The organism is Stieleria varia (genome assembly GCF_038443385.1).
GTDB lineage: Bacteria > Planctomycetota > Planctomycetia > Pirellulales > Pirellulaceae > Stieleria > Stieleria varia.
On record NZ_CP151726.1, the window covers coordinates 3,177,294 to 3,194,469 of the forward strand.

General features: G+C 57.1%; 10 protein-coding genes. 6 read left to right on the forward strand and 4 right to left on the reverse strand.

Annotated features, from left to right (window positions below):
- Positions 1-462: 462 nt before the first annotated feature.
- On the reverse strand, positions 463-2,343 hold the full coding sequence (gene treZ, locus Pla52nx_RS10510; RefSeq protein WP_146521644.1) for a malto-oligosyltrehalose trehalohydrolase: 1,881 nt from the start codon (positions 2,341-2,343) through the stop codon (positions 463-465).
- Positions 2,344-2,539: 196 nt separating this feature from the next.
- Here treZ and Pla52nx_RS10515 point away from each other — a divergent pair, with 196 nt between their 5' ends.
- Both Pla52nx_RS10515 and Pla52nx_RS10520 read left to right on the forward strand, forming a co-directional pair.
- Positions 2,540-3,751: an endonuclease/exonuclease/phosphatase family protein gene (locus Pla52nx_RS10515; protein WP_231742179.1), complete on the forward strand. Its 1,212-nt coding sequence runs from the start codon at positions 2,540-2,542 to the stop codon at positions 3,749-3,751.
- A complete protein-coding gene (locus Pla52nx_RS10520) occupies positions 3,748-4,893 on the forward strand; it encodes a glycosyltransferase (protein ID WP_231742180.1) in 1,146 nt (381 codons plus the stop codon). Before Pla52nx_RS10515 ends, Pla52nx_RS10520 begins: the two co-directional genes overlap by 4 nt.
- Before the next feature lie 22 nt (positions 4,894-4,915).
- Here the strand turns inward: Pla52nx_RS10520 and Pla52nx_RS10525 are convergent, their stop codons facing one another.
- On the reverse strand, positions 4,916-5,782 hold the full coding sequence (locus Pla52nx_RS10525; RefSeq protein ID WP_146521646.1) for a TlpA family protein disulfide reductase: 867 nt from the start codon (positions 5,780-5,782) through the stop codon (positions 4,916-4,918).
- A gap of 222 nt (positions 5,783-6,004) precedes the next feature.
- Here Pla52nx_RS10525 and Pla52nx_RS10530 point away from each other — a divergent pair, with 222 nt between their 5' ends.
- The 4 genes from Pla52nx_RS10530 (at position 6,005) to Pla52nx_RS10545 (ending at position 13,171) form a co-directional block, all read left to right on the forward strand.
- Positions 6,005-6,643, forward strand: coding sequence for a sigma-70 family RNA polymerase sigma factor (locus Pla52nx_RS10530; RefSeq protein ID WP_146521647.1), 639 nt, complete (start codon positions 6,005-6,007; stop codon positions 6,641-6,643).
- A gap of 105 nt (positions 6,644-6,748) precedes the next feature.
- Positions 6,749-8,917 carry a serine/threonine-protein kinase gene (locus Pla52nx_RS10535; protein WP_146521648.1) on the forward strand — a complete coding sequence of 723 codons (2,169 nt, stop codon included), beginning with the start codon at positions 6,749-6,751 and terminating at the stop codon, positions 8,915-8,917.
- Positions 8,918-9,074: 157 nt separating this feature from the next.
- Positions 9,075-11,144 carry a sensor histidine kinase gene (locus Pla52nx_RS10540; RefSeq protein WP_197454829.1) on the forward strand — a complete coding sequence of 690 codons (2,070 nt, stop codon included), beginning with the start codon at positions 9,075-9,077 and terminating at the stop codon, positions 11,142-11,144.
- Positions 11,126-13,171, forward strand: a complete 2,046-nt coding sequence (locus Pla52nx_RS10545; RefSeq protein ID WP_146521650.1) for an EAL domain-containing protein — start codon at positions 11,126-11,128, stop codon at positions 13,169-13,171. The genes Pla52nx_RS10540 and Pla52nx_RS10545 overlap by 19 nt, the downstream gene beginning before the upstream one ends.
- A 128-nt stretch (positions 13,172-13,299) precedes the next feature.
- On the opposite strand, the gene Pla52nx_RS10550 is transcribed toward Pla52nx_RS10545, so the two are convergent.
- Both Pla52nx_RS10550 and Pla52nx_RS10555 read right to left on the reverse strand, forming a co-directional pair.
- Positions 13,300-14,622, reverse strand: coding sequence for a DUF1552 domain-containing protein (locus tag Pla52nx_RS10550; protein WP_146521651.1), 1,323 nt, complete (start codon positions 14,620-14,622; stop codon positions 13,300-13,302).
- A 34-nt stretch (positions 14,623-14,656) separates the two neighbouring features.
- On the reverse strand, positions 14,657-17,122 hold the full coding sequence (locus Pla52nx_RS10555; RefSeq protein WP_231742181.1) for a DUF1592 domain-containing protein: 2,466 nt from the start codon (positions 17,120-17,122) through the stop codon (positions 14,657-14,659).
- Between the last annotated feature and the right edge of the window lie 54 nt (positions 17,123-17,176).

Sequence of the window (17,176 nt, forward strand, 5' to 3'; positions counted from 1 at the left end):
TCAACGGCCCGCTAGCCCGGATTATTTATGCGGATAATTGATTTTAGCGCAAACAGATTCTTGACAATGAGTTGTGACATCGTTGGGAAATACCGATTGTTTTTTATAACCCGACGCGTAAGCGAGGGATTTACCGAGTATCTCTCGCTTACGCGTCGGGTTATGAATATGGGCTAGCGGGCCTAATGGTGTTGACGAAACCCTTCGAGGCCCGTGGCTAGCGCCGTCGGCTCACAGACACAACGCAACAGGACTAGATCAGCAGTCTCAGTTTCTTGGGGGAGGTGACGGTGTGCGTCGCAAATCAAAGCGTATGGTGGTGTTCGTTTTCGACTTGGAAAGTCGAACGACAATCGTCGCTCGATTTTCCAAATCGATAGCGTTCCCCGGAAAACGTTTTGCCAATCCCAAACGCTCACTTACGTAGACCGGCCCCCTCCCTCGCATTCGCCTCAGCTACAGTCAGATCTTGTGGTGAAAGATCGCCGCGTGATTGGAGTGCAAATCCCTCAGCCCATCTTGTGGCCCCGAGTTTCCATCTGGTTGAACTGAATGCCCCAGAACGATCGCATCACCGGGGATCTCCCCATCCATTGAGACGGGGCCTGCGTCCGTTTGTGAGTTCAGTCGTGTGACCACGCTGCCGCGTTCACCGTCCCTTTCATAATGCATCGCGTACAGGCCTCGCGACTCGTCCACCGAGACGGTCAAGTGGTCGTCGTGGAGCAACCCGCTGGCACGCCAGGCCTTTCGAATGCCGATCAACGTCCGATACCAATCTCGCGTGACCGGGTTACCCGCCGACGCGGAGCCGATCTTGGCCGACTGAAATGCATTCGGGTCGATCGGCAAGATTCCTGCCGACCAATCATGCTGTGGATACTCTTTACGACGCCCGTCGACGACCGCCTGACGCATGTTTTCGTCGCTGAAATCGACGAAGAAACAAAACGGATGGTCACACGCGAATTCTTCGCCCATGAACAGCATCGGGATCGCAGGAGACAGAATCAGCAATGCAGCGGCCGCGCGGTGCGCCGCATCACTGGTCAACTGATGCAGTCGTTGCCCCAGCGGGTGATTGCCGATGAAGTCATGGTTCTGAATCGAGTAGATCAGTCCGGCGGTTTCAACTCGACGTTCAACGTTCGGACGCCAACGTTCCCGCCTCAAGGTACCTTCGTAGACATATCCGACACGCAACGCCTGACTGAGATCGTGATGCGGCCGATAAACTCGGTTGGACAATTGTTCGCCTGGCCGAAGCACTGCAAACACACTGTGCAGAAAATCGTCACACCACTGGGCATCGAACCCAAGTCCGCCCGATTGTCTTGGTGTTAACATTTCGGGATCGTACACATTGGATTCGGCGATCAACATCGCCGATCGCCCAGACTGTGTGGACCACATCGCGACGGCATCGCTCAACTGGGAAACAATGTGAGTATCGCTGTCATCGGCCATGCAGTGAATCGCGTCGACACGCAAACCGTCCAGGTGGTACTCGGCCAACCAAGCGATCGCGTTGGCGACAAAGAAACGACGGATCGTCTCACTGTGTTCCGCATCGAAATTCGGTGCCGCGCCCCATGGCGTCTGGTGCTTGTCGGACAGATAGGGACCGAAATCGCCTAAGTAGTTGCCTTCCGGACCCAAATGGTTGTAGACCACGTCCAATAGGACCGCCAAGCCGCGTTGATGGGCAGCGTCGACCAGCCTTCGGAAATCATCCGGTGTCCCGTAAGCCGCCGAAGGTGCAAAGAACGCGACCCCGTCGTAGCCCCAGTTCCAACGTCCCGCACTGGCCGCCACTGGCATCAGTTCGATGGCTGTGATCCCCAGTTCCACCAGTTCGTCGAGTCGATCGATGGCGGATACGAACGTGCCTGACTCGGTAAAGGCACCGATGTGCAATTCGTAGATCACGAGATCCTCTCGCGAAACTCCCTGCCATTCGTCATCGGTCCACGAAAACGCCGTGTCGACCACCTCGCTCGGTCCATGAACCCCCTCCGGTTGAAACCGCGACGCGGGGTCCGGCCGAGGCGGACCTGAATCGACGGAGTAGAAGTATCGAATCGGTGATCCTGGCAGCCGATCGCCCAAACCAGAGATCACGCCAGTGTGAAACCCGCTGGCTCGGCGTTTCAAACGATGCCATGGTCGGTCACTGGACTCCTCGCCGATCAAACACTGGACATCAATCCGCTGTTTCGTCGGTGCAAAGACGCTGAAAAAAACTTGGTCATCGTCCACGGGGACCGCGCCGAGTGATTGATGCAAGTGCGTGGTGTCGACGTCAGCGGGATCGAAGCCCGGTTCACAGAGTTGATTCTTCATGAGTAACGTTTTCTGTTACTTTGGCGTACAATGCAATACAGCCTGACATGCACCTTCATCGATTTCCCACCAGCAACGAATGTTGACGAATCTCCACCGGCTCTCCGATTCCTGTCCGCTGCTTTCCGCACTCACGCGTGCTTGCGTGGTTTTGGTCTTGCTGGCAACCAATCTGCCTGGACAAGAGAATTCAACCGTGAGCAATTCAACCGAGCGTAACGAAACCGTGAGCAGTCACACAGCACCCAACGGAACATCGGTCCGGGTCGCGACGTTCAATGTTTCGCTCTACGGAAAGAAATCCGGGGAGATTTTGACACGTTTGTCGGACCAGGATGACTTGCAAGCCAAACGAATTGCATCGATCGTTCAAACGGTTCGTCCCGATGTCTTGCTGATCAATGAAATCGATTATGCCCCTGACGGACGAGTCGCTAAGTTACTCAACAAAAACTACTTTGCCGTCGCGCAGGAGAACCTCCAATCGGATGGATCAAGTGAACCGCAAGAGACGTCGTCACTGCAGCCGATGGACTATCCCTATGTGGTTTCTCTGCCAAGTAACACGGGGATTGATTCTGGGCTGGACCTGAACTCGGATGGCGAGACAGGGACCCCTAATGACGCGTGGGGATTCGGCGTCTATCCCGGTCAGTACGCGATGACTTTACTGAGTCGATACCCGATCGACGTCAAAGCGATCCGCACCTTTCAAGAGTTCTTGTGGAAAGATCTGCCGGGAGCATTGCGGCCGACAGATCCTAAGACCGGGCAGCCGTATTACGACGATGCGACATGGGCAAAGCTTCGGCTGAGCAGCAAAAATCACGCCGATATCCCCGTGATCGTATCGGGCGTCACTTTGCACGCGTTGGTCAGCCACCCCACGCCACCGGTGTTTGACGGTCCCGAAGATCGCAATGGATGCCGCAACCATGATGAGATCCTATTTTGGGAACATTATGTTGATGGCGATTCCACAGCAGGAGCCAAATCGTGGATGGTCGACGATCAAGGCATTGTCGGTGGTCTCAAAGCGGGGGAAGCGTTTGTCGTGATGGGCGACCTCAACTCCGATCCGGTGGACGGTGATGGCCGTCAGGATGCGATCGCAAAACTGTTGGCCAGATCGAGTGACGCGCCTGCACCAAGCAGCCGAGGTGGTGAGTTGGCAAGCGTGGATTCCAAGTCAGCGCAGGACGGTAACCCGGCCAACGACACGGCGATGTTCGGCCGCAACGGAAACATGCGTGTGGATTTCGTCCTGCCCGGCAAGACCCCAAACGTTTCGATCAAGTCCTCCGGCGTCTTTTGGCCTGCCGAGAGCGATCCCCGTAGCCAATGGTTGCGTGCAACCGATCACCGATTGGTCTGGGTCGACTTGATCCTCAACGGAACCGAACGTTGACTCCGAGAAAACGCCATCGAGTGTTGTTGATGATCAGCTCGCTGCGTGGAGGCGGCAGTGAGCGTCAGGTGTTGATGCTGTTGCGGACATTGGACCGCGAGCGGTTTGAGCCGTTGTTGTACCTGACCGAGCGAGCCGGCGAGTTCCTGTCGGACGTTCCCGCCGACGTCCCGATCCTGTCTCACCAAGACTGCCCACACGCGAGTGGCATCTATGTTCCCGGTCGAGCCCTACGGCGGCAATGTGACTTCTTGGGTGCGTTACTGGGGCAACATGGGATCGACATGATCTACGATCGCACCTTTCACATGACGATGATTGCCGGGCCCGCCGCGGCAACGAGAGCCATTCCCCGAGTGTCCACGATTGTCAGCCCGCCTCATTTAGCGTTGCCACTGGTCGAACGCCGATTCGTTTGGCTTAAACGTCGCAGACTCGCCAAGGCATACCGAAACGCCGATCGCGTGATCGCGGTCAGTGATCAAGCCGCCCAGTCTGCCAGCGAGTATTACCGATTGGCCCGGTCGAGCATCACGGTGGTGCCCAACCCGGTTGACCTCAGATCTCTTCAACGCAATGCACGCCCATTGCGACGCGACGATTATGTGCGTTTGGTCTGTGTCGGCAGAATGACACGAGAAAAGGGGCACGCGGATTTGATCGCGGCGGTCGGAGAATCTCGCAAGAAGGGCGGAGCACGGTTCACGCTCGATCTGATCGGTGACGGACCATTGCGAACGGAGTTGCAGATGCAAGTCGACTCGTTGGACTTGGGGGACACCGTTCGCTTTCTGGGTCACTTGCCCGATGCGTCGCGGGAGATCGCGGAGTCCGACGCTCTCGTGTTGCCGTCGCATTTCGAAGGCATGCCGAACGTCGTCTTAGAGGCGATGGCGATCGGCACCCCGGTGATTGCCACGCGAGCGGGCGGAACGGTGGAATTGCAACGAGATGAACCCACCGTTTTTTGGGCCGAGCCCCGCGATGTCCATTCACTTTGCCAAGCCCTACAGCGTTTCCTTGCCGAGCCGGAGACCGCGACGCGGCATGTTGCCGCTGCCCAACGCATGGTCGCCGAACATCACGACTTGCAAAAAACGACACGAGAGCTGGAATCTGTTTTCGAGCAAGTGATCGGTTGATGCATCGCCCTGGCAGCAAGAATCAATTCATCAGTTGCCTGACCAGCGGCGTGATGTCTTTCGCGTAAGTAAACCCGGCGTCTTTGCCGCCATCGACAAAACGTTTGACGACGTTGCCGCTGGCGTCGAACACCAAGACCGCCGGAATGGAAACCACATCGGCGGCGGCAAAGACGTCGTCGCTGGGTGTGTTGCAAATGTAGTTGTCAAAATCAGCACCCACCGCTTTGAGAAATGCGGTGACGTGGGGAGCGTAGTTTTCCGGCGGATCGTTCTTTCGCCCGGTGTAGTCCACATCGACAGAGATGCAATGCACTTGATCACCAAACGACTTGTGCAACTCGACCAAGCCGGGGAATTCGTTCAAGCATGGTTCGCAGGCCAGCGACCACATGTCCACCACGGTGACTTTGCCGGTCGACTTGGCGAACTGTTTGATCTCCTCCCACGAGGCATACTGAATCAAGGCATCCGAACCGGAATCCTGTGTGCCGTTTGAGCTTTGGTCGAGCGCACCGGGGGCAACATCCGGCATCTCAATTCCACCAGTTCCGGCTTCCGCCGGCCCTGTTTTTCCGGGTGTCGCCTCGCCGGCGGGGACCGGTGCATCGGGCAGTTGCAACCCGCCCTCGTTGGTCGCCGGGCTGGGGACTGTTTCGCTATTGGCGGTTTCAGAGGAACCGGCATCTGCGGAGCTTGAGGTCGTCGGAGCGGAATCCGAAACACCTGCTTCGCCCGATTTTTCGCCTCCGCATCCGATCAGCGATCCGCACAGAAGTGTCAAACCGATCCAAACGTGGAGTCTGGTAAAACGCGGCCGGGAAACTTGGGGAAAATGCGAGGAGGGACCGGAGGCATTTTCTGACCCACTGGGGGCGGTTGGAACCATGAATACATCCTTTTTGGGATGGAAAAGGGGCAGGAGAGATTCGCATTTTTACTTTTGTCGCCGCACGATTCGTCCATTCTTGCGGACCGATACCGTCGATCAAGCGTCCTGAATGAATTTGACTTTGGCGTGAATTCACTCGTCGGGTGTCATCGCTGTGATCAAAATCAATTAGATTGTATCGTCGTCGTGAACGAAAGCACCAACTAGGAACGCCAATTGATGACAGCAAACGACAGCGGCATGTCGACCACCCAACTCGTTGTCGCATCCAAAGCGGGTGACAACGAGGCATTGGGGCGTTTGTTGGAGCAGTATCGCGGCTACTTGCTGATGCTGGCGCATCGTTACCTGTCCGAGCGTTTGCGTCGACGCGTGGACCCGTCCGATATCGTCCAAGTCACGTTCTTGGAGGCCAAGCAAGATCTGGCGAATTTTCGCGGCAATACTCCCGCCGAATTTTCTGGCTGGTTGCGTGGAATGCTAAAGAATAACGTTGCCACGGCGGTCACCCGGCACGTGATGACACAGAAACGGTCGATGAACCGCGAAGTCAACATGAACAGCCCGGCGGGCGATGACTCCGGGGGAGCAGCATGGATCACACAGCTACCAGGCAGCAGTACCAGCCCCAGTGGCGTGGTGATTCGCGAGGAAGCAGTCGTCGCATTGCTCAATGCGTTGCACGAATTGCCGGAAACGCAAGCCGAAGCGATCCGTCTGCGGTACATGGAGGGGCTGCCGCTGGCCGAAATCGTCGAACGAATGGGAAAGAGCGATACCGCGGTGGCGGGATTGTTGAAACGAGGCCTGCAAAAACTACGTACACTGATCGACACGGACACCAATCCCTGGTGGTAGCGAGTAAGAACATTGTCCGACATGCGCCCGCGACGGTCGTCCTTTGAGCCAGTGACGTTGAGCGATTGACGTTGCCCATGAAATCATTTCTTTCCCCGACTGTTGATGACTGACACTCCCCAAGACGACCGAGTGGACGAAGCGTTTGCGGCGTACCTGCGCTGCTGCGACGCCGGTGAGTTGGAAAGTCGCGAAGACTTTCTGGCACAATTTCCCGACATTGCAGGCGAGCTGAAGGAGTTGATGGAGGCTGCGGACGGCTTGGGACGTTTCGCCAGCGGCCATTCGACTGCTCAAGCCATCATGCCGCAGCCGGGCGCCGATACCGTGTCTGCATTTGCCGGAAACCTGGAAGACTCCGGCGGCGATCCTGCGCTCACGCTACCAGAAGCCAGTCGTGCCAAAGGCGACCCCGGCCCGACGTTGCCGTTTCGACTCGGCGATGAGTATGAATTACAGGAAGTGATCGGCCGTGGCGGCATGGGCGTGGTCTACAAGGCCAAGCAGTTTTTGCTCAACCGGATCGTTGCGGTCAAGATGATCCGAGGCGGGATGCTGGCCGACGAAAATGATGTCAGACGTTTCTATACGGAAGCCCAGGCGGCTGCGAGACTGAACCATCACGGCATTGTTGCTGTTCACCAGTTCGGCAAACACGACCATCATCATTTCTTTTCGATGGAGTACATTCGCGGAACGGACTTGCAACGACGCATTAATTCCGAGCAACTCAGTTTGCATGATTCGGCGCGCTATGTTCGCGACGTTGCTCGTGCGATCTCACACGCGCATTTGAACAGCGTCCTGCACCGCGACCTCAAACCTGCCAACGTGTTGATCGACGATGACGACCAGATCCATGTGACGGATTTTGGACTGGCCAAGCATTTGGGAACCGATAGCAGCGTCACCGGCAGCGGCGCGGCAGTCGGCACGCCGAACTACATGGCACCTGAACAAGCCGGTGGGCATAGTGATCGAGCGTCCAAACAAAGCGACATTTATTCCCTGGGCGCCATCCTGTTTGCCTGTGTGACCGGGCGACCGCCCATCATGGGTGACTCGATCGTCGAGACATTGCTGCACGTTGTGCACGAGAAAGCACCACCGATGCGGTCTCTGCGGGCCGATGTGCCCATCGATTTGGAGACGATCGTCGCCAAGTGTTTGGAAAAAAGTCCGGAAAAGAGATACGGGTCGGCGGACGACTTGGCCGAGGACTTGGACGCTTTCATGGAAGGCCGGCCGATCAATGCGAGGCCCCGCTCGCGGGCGATGAAATCCTGGGATTGGCTTCAAGCCGTTCCGCTAATCGCCGCCTTGACCGGACGTCGAGTGATCCGCACCTCCGTCATGCATCGGCGATTCCAAGCCGTGATGTTATTGATGTTTCTCGTTTCCCCGCTGATTCTGGTCATGGGATTGAGGGTGATGAAACATCGCCAGAACGTCATGCCCGGCCAAGTCCACATCGCAGGCGGTGTCGAGCGAGGCGCCTACAGCGAGTTCTCCGTTCGACTCTCCGACCGACTGAAATCCGATTACGCCGTCGAATCGTTTGTCAGCGACAGCGGCGGTTCCGTCGACAATCGCACACGGTTGATCTCCGGCGAAGTCGACTTGGCACCGATGCAGGCTTCCATGGTCAGTGGCGACCCGCTCTGCGTCGTGGCACCGTTGTTCTACGAAGCCGTCCATGTGCTGGTACGCCAGGATTCGCAAATCAACTCCGCTGCAGATTTGCGTGGACACCGGGTAGCGGTCGGACCTGCACACAGCGGTTCTTTGGGTACGGCCCAAATCTTGTTGGATTCATTGGGGCTTTCCAAAGAGGAAGCACCTCAAGTCATCATGCCGTGGCCTGACCTCTTGCGTGATGATGCTCCGGATGCAGCGATCATCTGTGTGGGCTTGGGCAGCTCCTTTGTCGCCGAGTTGATGCAGGAGCATCAGTGGAAACTCATGACGGTGCCGTCAAGTCTCTCGATCGCGAGAGAGCATCCGACGCTCAGAACACTGACAATCACCCAAGACGATTATCCCAACGCATCGATCCCGACGGAAGGAATTCCCACGGTTGCCACGACGGCATTTCTCGCGGCGCGTCGGGATGCACCGAGCGAATTGGTCACCGCCGCGTTGGAGATGATTTATCGTGAACCTCAGATTTTCGTCGGCTTGATCCCCCGACAGAGCGCTGCGGAGTGGCAAGGCCTGGCATTCCATCCTGCTGCCCGACTCTATTTCTCGCAAACGCCGACGACGACCAAGTAAGCACTGATTCAACTTCGGTACACGTGATCCAATCCGAACAATCGGAATCACGAACTCGATGTCGCATCACCTTTCGATGCCATGGGCACCGACATGCGACAATGCGCCTGGAGCGAAACCTAGGGTTCTACGTCTCTCCCGTAGCACCGGTTTGCCCATGACAATCCCTTCGGACCCATCTGCCGACGAAACGATCCGGGAAGGTACGCGCCTACTGACGGCGAGCTCTGAGTCCGACTCGGCCCCGGAGTTGCATTCCACGGACGTCTCCCAACGCGACTCCGACGCCATTCTCTCGCCAGGGCACCATTCGTCGTTGCGGAGCAGACTCGTGCTCGCACTGGCCGGGATCTTTGTGATTTTTCTGGGCGTGGATGAGATGATTCGGTTCACCGTCATCACCCCAGAATTCTTGAACTTGGAACGCACCAGCGCCGTTCGAGACACGCATCGCGTGATGGCCGCCTTGAATGCGGAAATCGAGAACCTCGCCCACGACGCGTCCAATATTGCGCAAACGACTCTGAAAGAAAACCAAACGTCGATTTGGGACACTCAGTTCGGAGAGAATATTCATTGGACGGCTTACCGCGACGGCAACGAACCCTGGCGTTGGGACGCTCGCCATTCATCGGTGACCGACGCGAGCACCTCCGGCCAGCCGACGTCGGAACTACGCAACATGATCGAGACACTGGCAAGCGATCCGACCAACCAACAGATCAGCGGGATGACCAGCGAATCTGAAGGTCGCATCTATCTCTTTGCCGGAACCAGAATCCCTGGAGGGGCATCAAGACTGGATGGCGATGGTCAACCGGGTTTCTACGTCATTGGGCGTCGGTTGGGTGACGAATTGATCAACACTCTGCGACGACGAACCGACGTGGAATTCTCGCTTGATCATCTGCACGCAGCCAGACTTGCGACCGCCGAGGAGTCTGAAAAGGGATTGCAATTGGATGATACGGACGACGCGACCTTGATGGTTCGTGCACCACTGTGCAATCCCAACGGAGAACCGCTGGCAACGTTGACCGTAAAACTGGATCGAGAAATCACTCAACGGAGTCACCACGCGACCTCCGCCGCACGCTACTTGTCCATCTGCATCGTCACGGCAGTGCTGCTGATCATGTTGTTGCTGTTGCAGCGTTTGGTCATTGGTCGTGTCGCCGCGATTCGACAACACACCAACCGAATTGCAGCCGAAGGCCTGGATGTGCCGGCGCTGGAACTCGAGGGCAGCGATGAAATCGGGCAACTCGCGCAAGCCTTTGATCGGATGAAGATCCATCTCGGCGAGACGCAATCGCGACTGGCTCAGGCGTCACACGCCGCCGGAATGAACAAGGTCGCTGACACCGTGATTCATAACGTCGGAAACGTATTGACCAACGTCAACAGCCTGATCGAGACCGCCTCCAAACGCGTCAGCGGATTGCGAATCAAACCGCTCGACAAATTGGCTGATCGACTGACCATGGCACAAGATGACCCTGCACTTGCCCAGGCGACACCCGCGTATCTGAAGCGTCTGTCGGGCGAACTGCAGAACGATCAATGCGAACTGTTCGCCCTGCTGAACACCTTGAACGAGAACATTCAACACATTCACCAAGTCATTCGCGATCAGCGACGACACACGACGACGAAAATCAATCGAGAAAACGTGTCCATCGTCTCGCTGCTGGACGAAGCCATTCGATGTTGCGAGTCATCGTTTGAGAAAGATGAGATCACGATCTCGATCATCAACCGTATCGATGCCATTGTCAGCACCGATCGTTCTCAATTGCTGCAAATCCTGATCAACATCATCGGCAATGCCCGTGACGCCATTCGACGCGTTGAAACACTCGAACCGACACTCCGAATCGATTTGATTCAAACCGTCCACAGCGTCCACGTCCGCTTTCACGACAACGGATGCGGCATGACCCCAGAAATCTTGCAACGAGTCTTTGACGCGCACTTCACCACTCGTGAAGGCGGCACAGGGCTAGGGCTCCACTACTGCGCGATCACGATCAAGCGTCTCGGGGGCGAGATCCGGGCGGAAAGCCGAGGACTGGGGCAAGGATCCACCTTCACCATCGAAGTCCCTCTGGCTCACCCCACAGGGCAACCCACTCGAATCTCGCCGCTCAATGCGACGAAAGCAAGCCTGGCGGGCTTAGTTGACCAAGCCGACGCGTCTATCAAAACATGCGACGAAACGATATGAACCCGTACAGCACAACACGACGCGTCCTGATCATCGACGACCAAGCCGAAATTCATGCGACGTTCGCTCGGATCTTTCGCTCCCAAACGCCACAGGATCACGAACTGGCGGATTTTGAGGCGAGGTTCCTTGATGGAGATCTGGAGTCCCCCAAACCGACCAGGGGAGACATGCCCCAGTTCTCGCTCTCCCACGCTTACAGCGGCGGCGAAGGAGTCGCCATGGTGGCCGCATCGATCACTCGCACGGAGCCGTTTTCTGTTGCCTTCGTCGACATGCGTATGCCCAATGGCATGGACGGTTTGGAAACCACGCAACGACTCTGGGACGTCGATCCCAATCTACAGGTCGTCATTTGTACCGCTCACAGCGATCACACTTGGGACGAAGTGTTGTCACAACTGGGGTACTGCGACCGCCTGCTATTGTTGCGAAAGCCTTTCGAACAAGACGAGGCGCGGCAGCTCGCGATCGCGTTGAGTGAAAAGTCCCGACTCGCAGCCTTGCAGGTGGAGCGACTCAACGCGTTGGAGGGCGAAGTCGAGCGGCGTCGCGTCGCCGAGAACGAACTTCGGGACATGGCCCATAAAGACGCCCTGACCTCTCTGCCAAATCGCCCGTTCCTGTTGGAAAAACTCAATCACATCCTGACCCATCGCAAAGAACGCCGCGGCAAGTCCGATGCGTTGCTGTTCTTGGACCTCGACAATTTCAAGATCATCAACGACTCGCTCGGCCATGAAGCCGGTGACGACTTGCTCAATCAAGTCGCCCGAAGACTGACAGAATGCGTTCGAGAACACGACACCGCCAGTCGCTGCAGTGAAAGCGACAACGATGACAACGAAAAGCATGAGGAAACCGTTCGTCTGGGCGGCGACGAATTCGTCGTTCTACTGGAACGACTGGATCGACGCGAAGACGCACTCACGGTGGCTCGGAGGATCGTCAGTCGAATCTCCGAACCCTTTCAACTGGGGAATCGGTTGGTCAACGTCGGCACGAGCGTTGGATTGGCGTTCATCGAAGAAAACGTGTCCGATGCGCACGACGTCCTGCGGAATGCGGACACCGCCATGTTCCGTGCCAAGAACATGGGCAAAGGGCAAATCGCTGTATTTGACAAAACGATGCACGAAGCCGTTGTGGCCAGGCACGAAATGGAAGCCCAATTGCGACTTGCTCTGAAAGAAGAGTCCTTTGAGCTGCGATATCAGCCGATTGTCAATTTGACGAACGGCCAAATCGAAGGCGTTGAAGTGCTGATGCGATGGCGTGACGACAACGGTGAGTTCGTCTCGCCCAGCAAGTTCATCCCCATCGCCGAGGAAATCGGCCTGATCAACCACGTCGGCGAATGGGTTGTGGAAAACTCGATGCGCGAATTTGGTGGCTTGGTGCCACAGCTCTCACATGTCTTGATCGATGATTTTTACCTCGGTGTCAACGTCTCCCGACGACAACTGGGTGATCCCTTTTTCACCCAGCGTTTGACCGAAATCCAACAACGACAGCAGTTCCACTTGCCCCTGAAACTGGAGATGGCCGAGTCGGGTGATCCACGTCACAACGAACGCGCGCTGCAGACAATGCTGGATCTACACGAGTCGGGGATCGGAATCCACATCGACGATTTCGGAAAAGGCAACTCGTCCCTTTCCTGTTTCCAGGCCTACCCGATCGAAACGGTCAAAATCGATCGTACTTTCACAGCCTCGATCACTCGCGATCACGCGCATGCGATCATCACACAAGCCATCGTGCAGTTGGCTCACCACTTGAGCGCACGAATCGTCTGCCAGGGCGTCGAATCCCTGGAACAGTTGCACTTGTTGCGTCACTGGGGATGCGACCTTGGACAAGGTTACCTGTTTGCCCAGCCGCTGGACATCCATGAGCTGGCAACGTTCCTGCTGCAGTCACAGACTTCCGACGCATTCAAACTGCTCAGAGGCGAAGCCGACTTCGCGCCCTTGGTTCCCCCTACCAGCTTGATCCAACTGCAATCACACGAACCCACGGCGTAGTGCACTGGACCACGTAGCCGAGCCTCTCCGAGGCACGGGGCTTCGCGTCTCGGAGAGACGCGTCTACGTGAGACGCGTTCACATGAGAGACCGATCTTGCTTCACGCTCATGCGGGCGTGCTTCGCGGTCACGCGGGTTCCAGACCGGTCATCGTCGATGTACCGGTGGCAAAGGTGTCGGTCTCCAATCCTGTTTGCTGCAATACCGAAACGAACAAATTCGTCAGCGGATAGTTGTTCCGCTTGTCGAATGCCAAGTGTTGACCGTGACGGAAACCCCCGCCGGCGAACAAGACCGGCATGTTGCGGTTGTCGTGATTGGACGCGTTGCCCAAATTGCTGGTCAGTAGCACTGACGTGTGCTCCAGCAGCGTGCCGTCGGTTTCCTCGACGCCGTGCAGCTCTCGTACAAAGTTGCCCCAGCCTTTGACGATCTCGGCTTCGATCAACGCCAACTGATCCAGTTTGTCTTGGTCCATTCCGTGGTGACTGAGCGTGTGATAGCCCTCCTCCACACCGGGGATGGGAATCGTTCCTCCGACGCCGGGAATGTGCAACGTGATGAATCGGGTCGAATCGGTTTGCAAGGCCAGCCGCATCACGTCCATCATCATCCGTTGGCGTCCGACTATATCGGCACCGTTGGCGATGTCCAACGGCTGCTTGGCGTCGACTTTGGGCTTGGGCAGTTTGGCCCAACGCTCGTTGGCCGCCATTCGCTGCTCTAATTCTCGGACACTGGTGAAATAAGCGTCCAGGCGATCACGATCACCGGTGCCCAGTTCACGCTGCAGACGTTTCGCGTCATCCCCCACCATGTCCATGATGCTGCGTCCCTTGCGGACCCGCTGCGCCTGTTGCAACTGTTGCTGTTTGGAGTCGTCGATAAACAACTTGGCGAACACGTCTGCAGGCGAGTCGTAGGGCGGGATCATGGCTCCGTTCTCGGTGTACGAGGGGCTGCTGTCGCCGCCGATATTGAGAACCAGCGATGGGAATCGAGTCGCATCGCCGAGATGCTTGGCCAAATGCTGATCCAACGAGACCGTGTTCTTTGCGCTGCCAGAGCTGCCCATCGCGCAGCCCGTCAAAATACTGGCTTCGGCGCGGTGACCTCCTTTGACCCCAGGATGCGACGAGCCCGAGACGACGGTGAACTGGTCTCGGATGTCAGCCAATGGTTCCAAGTACAACGCGGGCTTGTAGTCCCTGCCGGCTTGCTCGGGATTCAGGTTCTCTGCCAACAATCCCAAGCCGAGAGAGACCGACACAAAACGCCGTGGCGTGCCTTCGCTGGTTTCCCCAGGGCGAGATCCGTCGACATCGGTTGCCGATGCGGCCGCCGATGTCATGGCCGACAACCAGGGCAGCGACATGGCGACGCCGGTGCCTCGCAACAAAGTGCGGCGCGCGAGAGTCTTGCGACTGGAGTTTTTGCGTGAATGGTTCATCGTTCGGTTCGCTTCATGGGTTCAAGAAGACGGGTCATTTGCTCAAGAAGATGGGGCTAGTCACGACGGCTTGGATCAACGATCGCAAACCGTACTCTGCTGATTCGGACTGGCGGACGATTTCATCGACGACCGGGCGGTCGGCAAAACCGATCGAGGCACCCGTAGCGTACACCAGCAGCTTTTCCGCGAAGTTGCGTGCAAGCGGCTGCGGCTGGGAGGCGATGATCTCACGAAAGTTTTCGAACGAGTCAAACGGAGTCCCGTCGGGAAGTGTGTAGCTGGGGTCCACCGGCGCGAGAACTTTGGAACGCCGACCGTTGAATTGCAGATAGTCGTCTCGCCATTGTCCTGCGGCGTCAAAGTTCTCCAGGGCAAAGCCCGGAGGATCGATGTTTTGATGGCACACCGCACAATCGGCGTGGTCTCGGTGTTTGGCCAAGATTTCCCGGATCGTTTTCGCGCCACGCACGTCCGGCTCGATCGCCGGGACGTTCTCTGGCGGCGGCGGGATCGGTCGCCCCAGCAATCGGTTGCACAACCAAACGCCACGCAAGACGGGCGAGGTGTTTGTTCCGTTGGCGGTGACCTTGAGGATCGAGCCATGCGAAAGCAATCCGCCGCGATGCGATGTCGGCTCCAGTTGGACTTGCCTCATCTCATCACCACTGACGCCATCAACGCGATAGTAACGTGCCAGTCGGCTGTTGAGGAATGTGAACGGTGCGTCCACCAAGTCAGCCGCAGGAGCGTCTTGCTGAATCAGTGTCTTGAGGAACAGGTGAGTCTCGGACAGCATCGCATCTTGAACCACCGTGTCGAACTCTGGATACATCCGCCGGTCAGGTTCGGTGAATTCGATATCGACCAGGTCCAACCATTGCCCGGCAAAGTCGCGAACGAACTGGTCGCACGCGTCGCTATCGAGCAACCGCTGCAGTTGTCGATTCAATTCACCGGGGTCGGACAAACGGCCGGCGTCGGCCGCCGCTTGCAATTCTGTGTCGGGCATGCTGCCGGTGATCAGGTAGCTCAATCGACACGCGATCGCGTGATCATCCAAGGGACCTGGACTTTCGTAGTGATACAGGAATCGAGGAGAGCAGAGTACGGCGCGATAACTGTGACGCAGAGCGTCCAGTGGCGACTCGCCATCAGCCAACTCGCTTTGCAGCATCTCGATGTAGGGAGCGGCCACGTCGTCGGCAACCGGATGACGAAACGCACGTCGCATGAAATGTTTCAACTGAGCGACCAACTCGTCCGCCTCAGGCGCGGACTTGCCGTCGGATGACATCAGGACCAAACCGCGCGACTTGCGATCCAATCGGGTTTTCATGGTGCCGATCAAATGCTCGCGTACCTCGTCGATTTCACCACCGGGAAAAATCCGTTGAACGGTCATCGAATCGATCGCCACGCCGGGAACTTTCTGAGGCGTGCCTTCCCCCGCACCGACTTGACCGCCTTGAAAGCGAGCTTGCTTGAGCGTCAAGTCCGCCGGTCGCACTTCGATCACGTGGTTCTTTTCGATCCAAGCATCGAACGTCCATTGCTGTGTCTTTTCGGTTGTCTCCAAGGCGCCGATCCAATACATCAACGGCGCGCTGGAGACACAGGCGCCGCTGCGAACGCTGCACCACACACCACGATCGTCGGGTTTGTTGATGGCGGACGCGGCCAACGTGATGCGGTACCAGCCTGACTCAGGAACCCTCGACGCAGAGATACGACCATAGAAAATCAAGCCGCTTGACCACACGACCGCTTTGCCGTCCAACATCTCCGGGTCGCGACAACGTTGGCGTGGATTGCGTCGCGCGACACCACGAGTGTCCAAGTCGAGGTCCAGCAAGCGATGGTCGCCTGATAGTCGATCGAACGCGGCATCAAGGACCGTATCGACGGCTTGCAGATGCGACTGCAAATGAAAGTGGCTCATCGACTGAACATCGGCGATGTTGTAGAAGCCTTCGCTGCGTTGTTCGCCGGGGAGCAACTTGGCCACCGGAACGTTGACCGCCAGTAGGTCGCCGAGGGTACGCTCAAGTTGTACGTTGGTCAGTCGGCGCCCCCTGGATCGTCCCAGTGTTTCGTTCAGCTGCTGTTGCGTTGAGCGCAACCACGAGCTTGCGACACTCGTGAATTGGGTAATTTGTTTTTCGGACAGGGGTTCGGAATCCGGCGGTGGCATCTCGCCGTTGCGCACGCGATCATGGATGCGCACCCATTTTTGCATCATCCCTGGCGACTGCAGATCGCTCGTCAGCGTGCTGGCGTCAAAGCCACCTTCGCCATCACTGCCGTCATGGCAGTCCAAACAGTTCTGCCGAACGAAACTCAACATGGGTTGGCTGGAGTCGGCCTTGCGCGACGCGTCTGCCGCATTGGCCACTGAGTTCTGTAGCAAGGGGTTCTCTGGCACGACGGTGCAGAGGAAACCAACGATCACCATGACAAGATACTGCCACGTGGGACGAAGTGCAGATGGGCTGGGCATCGAGGTCAACACAAAGTGGAGTGGGAGCAATGGGGGTGGGACTGAATTCGCTGA

Coding starts and splice junctions, on each gene's coding strand:
- Pla52nx_RS10525 (WP_146521646.1), bottom strand. CDS start 5,782: ATGGTTCCAACCGCCCCCAGTGGGTCAGAAAATGCCTCCGGTCCCTCC.
- treZ (WP_146521644.1), bottom strand. CDS start 2,343: ATGAAGAATCAACTCTGTGAACCGGGCTTCGATCCCGCTGACGTCGAC.
- Pla52nx_RS10545 (WP_146521650.1), top strand. CDS start 11,126: ATGCGACGAAACGATATGAACCCGTACAGCACAACACGACGCGTCCTG.
- Pla52nx_RS10555 (WP_231742181.1), bottom strand. CDS start 17,122: ATGCCCAGCCCATCTGCACTTCGTCCCACGTGGCAGTATCTTGTCATG.
- Pla52nx_RS10540 (WP_197454829.1), top strand. CDS start 9,075: ATGACAATCCCTTCGGACCCATCTGCCGACGAAACGATCCGGGAAGGT.
- Pla52nx_RS10550 (WP_146521651.1), bottom strand. CDS start 14,622: ATGAACCATTCACGCAAAAACTCCAGTCGCAAGACTCTCGCGCGCCGC.
- Pla52nx_RS10535 (WP_146521648.1), top strand. CDS start 6,749: ATGACTGACACTCCCCAAGACGACCGAGTGGACGAAGCGTTTGCGGCG.
- Pla52nx_RS10530 (WP_146521647.1), top strand. CDS start 6,005: ATGACAGCAAACGACAGCGGCATGTCGACCACCCAACTCGTTGTCGCA.